Genomic DNA, 6,317 nt, shown 5'->3' with positions numbered 1-6,317 from the left:
TCTATATCTTGGGCCACGATGGATGCGTTCCCCGTGTTGTCCAGTTGTAAGGTAATGTCCTGGCATACTGCCGTAGGCGCGATATTGTCCTGAACGATTACTGTTGCGTTGCATGTAGTAGAATTACTGGTATCTGTTATTGTTACAATGTTTGATCCTATATCTGAACAATCAAAAGTGTATTGGCTTAAAATGAAATCACTTCCTGCATTGTTAGAGTCAATATCTTCAGGTGTAATATTAATGGAGCCCAAAGTATTTAAATATATAGAAATGATTCTGCAAGTTGGAACTAAATCAATGCTATTATAGTTTTGAAAGTCTGAAGTAATCTCCAAATATTCTTCATAGGTACAAATGGAGTCTGTAATTAGTGGATAGTTGGACTGGTAGCTAGTATGTTTAGGGACGACAGCAAAACTTATAGCAGAAAGTAAAACTGTTAATACAATTAAGTAAGGTTTCCTCATATTTGATATTTTTAAAAATATAAAAATATACCGTTACAACCTTTCATAGTTGGGGCCGGTTGGTAACTATTAATAATTGAAATTAGAGGAATTGTGGATCAATAGTATTTTAAGATATAAGCTGTAAATTATAATTGTATTGGGATTTTTATTGGAATTATTTACTTACACCTTTGTTGTACAATTGATAACGTGATAAATATTCTTCTTAATTAACAATGGATTAATAGCTATTTAAGGCCGCAATATAGAAAAATAAATATTAAAAAATCTATAAAATGTATAAAAAACACGATGAAATGCAGATTTTTGAAAGAAATTCAAAAAAAGCGGTAAGATTATTACCGCTTTCGTAAATTTTTAAAGATTTTATTATTCGACTATCACCTTTTTACTGATACTGGTATTTAAATCAGTATCTAATTTTATGATGTAATGCCCACTTGATAAACGTTGTACGGGTAGTTTTATTTTAGAATAAGAGAGTTCAGGTACTTGAGAATGGTTCCATGTTTGTATAACTTTACCTCCCATATCAATCAATTGGACTTTTCTAATATTTATTTGGTTAAAAGTATTAATGAAAATTTCACTGGAATTATTCAAATAATTTACACTAATATCATTGGTCATATCTTCAATGATACTTAGAGTTGATTCATCAGATTCAAAGGTTAAAAAGAATCTACTATTATATTCACCAGCATCTAAATTAATATAGAAAGGTACGTCATTGAATTGTGTATATTCATCTGTTACAGAATCATAAATAAATACTTCAATTTCATCTTCATCAAAATTCTCTAACATTCTGAGGCTTATTGCTAAATCACCAGCTTGAGCCAATTCAACATTTAATGGATATTGTTTCGTTGAATCAAATTCACTAACACCTTGGATTACAAAATTAGCGTCGTTTATATTCCAAGATACATCAGAGGAGTAGGTATCTATATTTTTTGCATCATAACCATAATCATATCCATCAGTAGCACTACTATTCGGAACAAATGCTAACATGAGATGTCTATTCAAATTATTAGACATGGATGCAGTTATTCTTACTCTTTGGATGATTGATTCATTCTCATTGTTCGAAGAAGTTAAATTTGCGTTATTTGTAGTCTTTAAGAAGATAGAAGATCCAGATCCAGATTCTCTTTCAAAAACGCGTTGGTCATTTTCAAATTTAATTTGACCTCCAGTTCCTGGTTCTAAAGCACCCACAAAGAAACCTTGTCCAATTGGAACATATCTTCCAGGCATTAAAGTAGAATTCCCTAAATCGCTTATTTCATAACCATCTTCGGTTATTGGTGGCGTAGTAGGAATTTCACCTCCACTCAAATTGTATGTGGCATATCCGCCTTCATAGTCTGCAAGATAATGTGAATTGCTGGTTATGTAATGCACCCAAAAGTATAAGGCACCATCTATGGCATTAGTTGATCCTGGATTGGCCGCAGAACCTTCAGCTATAGCTAGATCATTAGGAATATTATCCTTAATGAACTCATCTGCATCCAGAGCACTCGGGTAAGGGTTACCGATTAATATTTCATTTCCATTGGAAACCGAAGTGTTGGCATTTTGAATCAAACCATTATGAGGTTTACCTTTAAAAACATAATTTTGATAGCCATTTCCAGTTCCACTTCCTTTCATGGTATAACCATTTCCAGCAGGTATACTTCCTGTACTTCCTACTTGGTTCCATTGCAAATAATTATTTGCGATGGCATTGTAAGTCCAAAGCCAATAATTTGGCATGGAGATGGGTGGTCCTGGATTTGCATTATAGCCTCCAATCCAAGTTATTGTAGCAGGATTGGATGAAGTAGTTCCATCTCTAAGGACATTTGCTACCGTAAAATTTGAATTTGTTGCAGCACCAATAGCACTAACGGGAGAACTCCAATAATTATAATTGTAAAGGTTATTGGTTCCTTGTTGATCTCGTTCAATAAATCCGCCACTAGCTGGTTCAAGTTCACTATCGTTCAATTGATCTATAGTATATCGTTTTTGAACCAATTGAGATTCACCTATCAAATCAATTTGACCGTTCAATTTGAGATAATGGGTTATCCAAAGACCATGACCATTGTTTGTTTCATCATCAGCACCTGTATCTTTGATTGTTAATTCATTGGAATCTACTAGTAATCCCAGTAATGTGATGTCTTGCACATCACTGATCACATCATGATTTGTTCTAACAATATTCCAATCAATGGCCTCTCCGTTAATTCCATTGCTGTTGGGATGATCCCAAACAGAATAATATAACCATGGTGAAGCCGTTGTGGAATCGTTATCCCAATTACCATTTTTTGTAGTAATATATGGAAGAGGAGCTGTTTGTTGTTGGCTAGTTGTGATGTTTCTCAATCTTCCAGTAACTCCTTTGTAGGCTGCTAGGTTTCCACAAGTCAAATTCATCCTGTAATATCCTTCCAAATCATTCCATACAAGTGGGTCATCGTCAACACCATCTTGATTGAAATCTGGACCATCAATTTTGTTCATTAATACAACACCACCAACATCTGAGCCTAAAGCCTGAATTTCTTGATTCATCATTTGATGAATATGTTCATAAGATAATGCCTTATTCCAAATTCTCAATTCATCCACCCAACCATGATAATAATTGGTAGGTTCGTTTGGAGGAGATTGATCCATGGCTCCAATTAGTGCTTCTATGCTACCAGAAGTATTTGAAGGAGCAGTACCATTGGCAGTTCCTAATACAATTCCATCGACATAAAGTGTGTAAAGTGAGCCATTAAATGTAACTGCTAAATGGTACCATCTATTGGTTCCAACAGTATTGCCTCCAGATGTTACTTGACCAGTTCCACCGGCATTCCCCCAGCGGAATCTTATTTGTCCATTAACAATACTTAAATCATAACCGCTCGTCGTATTTCCAAATTCTTTTCTAGAGAAAACAGTCCTAGTTCCATTAGTTGAATTTGGTTTTACCCAAATTTCTAAACTAAAATCAGAGTTTAATTGGTAGTTATTTCTAAAAGTGACATGGTCATTGATGCCATCAAAGTCAACTGTTGGACAGTCTTTAATTTCTACTGTGATTTCATCAAAACAACCATTATCCAAGGTCCATCTTAAAGTAAATATTCCTGGATCTGCAGAAAAAATTGCATCCGGATCCGTATCACTAGAAAATATAGCAGAGCTTCCACAAGAATTATAGGAAGCATTTTGAATACTCCAAGTTCCCATTACTCCCGTTCCTGGGTAGTCTGTGTCTCCAACAGCGGTATCTGGCACCACGTATAGGTTTGTTTCATAGGCACCTTTAATAAAGTTTTCAGTTGCTGTTTTCGTATTGTCGTAGGCGTTCAATTGAAGCGCATTTTCACCACATTCACTGTTTAAAGGGGTATAGTCTTGTCCGGCATAGGCTAAACTTGTATAGAAGTCAACGAATGCTGTACCTTCATCATTCTCCGTTCTACAACCATTTACAAGGGATGTTACACCGTAAGTTCTAATTCCCGGGGTTACAGGTGTAATGGTGGCTTCGGTAGAAGTTGAAACAATATTGTCATCTTCATCCGTCCATTCAATTTCTTCATCTACATAGGCGTATGCAAAACCAACTTTGTCAATAACCCAACCACTGGCTAATGTTATTGCTTGGTTTCCAGTTGATGGTGAATTACAGTCGACGTTATTAGGGTTTGTAAAACCTGGGCTTGAGGCACTTGGGTTGCCACATGAATTAGTTCCGGGAGTAAATACAAACGCTATTCTTAGACCAGATAGACCTACATAAGAGCCTAAATTTACCGTTACCGGGACAGAAATGGGGGATGGTACACCTACACAACGCCCTTGATTAGTTTCATCAAGTATTATTCCTGTTGTTGTTGTGCCATCAGAAGAGTCCATATCTAAACCTTCCACAGTTGATAATTGAACGGTGTAACTTTGACCGGAATCAAAAGACAACCAAATTTCTCCTTTGCCTCCTCCACAAAAATAGTAGCTTGTCAAAAAACTTAAAATAGCCTCACTAGAGGTCATTCCAATGGTACTAAAAACAGGTGTTTCTAGATAGGTTGGATCAAAGCCATAGCCATGGGCAATTGCAAATTTTGAAGGATCAAGTGTATTATATCTAATTCCACTAAAAGTTGTAGTTCCACTATTATTTCCAGTTTCTATCCATTGGGTAGGATTAGAATTATTTCCCCCAGCAGATAAGGACCCTGCTTCTCCGTCAACTAACCAACCTTCAGGTTGTGCATTATTAAACTCACCACCTTCTCCAAATTGTCCGCTAGGTTGTTCAAAGAAACTTTCAGCTGTAACGGTGATTGCTTCTCCTAGACAAATTTCTGGTGGATTAGGAGAAATACTAGTAATTATTGGTGGTTCATCAGGAGGTAGAAAACGTACATAAGACTCGGCGGTCGTTTTAGTTGCTCCAGTATCTGAATCAACAATAACGGCTCTTACGAAGGTATCATTCGTTATCCCAGGTAAGGAATAATTCAAAACTCCAGTTGATGATCCAAGGGGTTGCCAAGTTTCCCCATAATCATAAGAAACTTCCCAAAAGAGGACATCAGAAGCTACCAAGTTATAAGGTGCAATTGCTTGTAAATTAAATAAAACAGTGACACCATCTAATAATTCACCAGGACAAGCCGTGACCTCTACCAATGGGCTAGGGGGTTGCGGATTATCGGGAGTGGGATTAGTGATAACACCTGTCATATAGGTATTTAAATTTTTAGGTGGTTCTACAGTAACATTGGCAGTACAAGTAGATTCATTTCCATTCACATCTGTTACTGTTAAAGTTGTAGTTGCCACATATAACAACCCATCCGCAGCTTCATCAAAGACGCTTGGATTCACAGTAATTGATGCAACTCCACATGCATCTGTGGAACCATTATCAATATTTTCTGCAGTAATTGTGGCGTCTCTGGTAATAGCATCGATAACTACAACAAAATCGGTGCATACTGCTGTTGGAGGAGTATTATCCTCCACATTTACAGTTGCTGTACAACTGTTAAAATTACCTGCATCATCATAAACAGTAAAAGTTACGGTATTCGGTCCAACATCTGAGCAATTAAATGAACTCGGAGTAACCGTCATATTAGCAATTCCACAATTATCTGATGAACCATTATCCAAATTGGATGCTGCAATATTCACCACTCCAGAAGGGCTTAGTACAGCTGTGTAATCAGTACATGCCGCAATAGGGGCTTCATTGTCCGAAGGAACCACATTAAAGGAGCAGGTGGAAAAATTGTTTGAGTCATCGGTTGCGGTAATAGTAACAACAACTGCACCACTCAAAACAGAGCCTGCTGGTGGACTTTGGGTCAAGGTTACATTATTATCACAGTTATCAGAAGTTGAAGCTTCTGAGGTATAGTCAAGTAGCGTAAATTCACAATTGTCCTCAAAATCCACGTTTTTATCTGTTGGGCAATTAATTGTTGGAGCTTCGTCATCTTCAACTGTGACGATGGCATCACACGTAGAAGAGTTTCCATGAATATCAGTAACTGTTAATGTTACAGTATTTGCACCTAAATTGGCACAGGTGAAGGCCGTCTGTGAGGCAATCAAAGAGGCTATTCCACAATTGTCTGTTGATCCTCCATCTATATCAGTTGCTGCGATTGTTGCATCACCAGCAGAATTTAACTGTATAGATATATCTTGGCAAATGGCAGTTGGAGGTGTATTGTCTTCGACAGTTACTATTTGAGTATCAGTAGCAGAATTACCGGCCGCATCGGTTACGGTCCAGGTTACTGTTGTATTACCTATTGGGAATGTAGCAGG

General features: G+C 36.9%; 2 protein-coding genes. Both read right to left on the bottom strand.

Features of this window, described 5'->3' with window-relative positions; translation table 11 throughout:
- A partial coding sequence (locus GZ212_RS14440; protein ID WP_166961738.1) for a hypothetical protein occupies nt 1-470 on the bottom strand: 470 nt, incomplete at its 3' end.
- Nucleotides 471-842: 372 nt separating this feature from the next.
- On the bottom strand, nt 843-6,317 hold a 5,475-nt coding region (locus GZ212_RS14435), incomplete at its 5' end, for a LamG-like jellyroll fold domain-containing protein (RefSeq protein WP_206080459.1).

Source organism: Mangrovimonas sp. CR14, assembly GCF_011764015.1.
GTDB lineage: Bacteria > Bacteroidota > Bacteroidia > Flavobacteriales > Flavobacteriaceae > Mangrovimonas > Mangrovimonas futianensis.
Note: the sequence above shows the minus strand (reverse complement) of the source record. Positions and strands in the feature narration are given on the sequence as shown.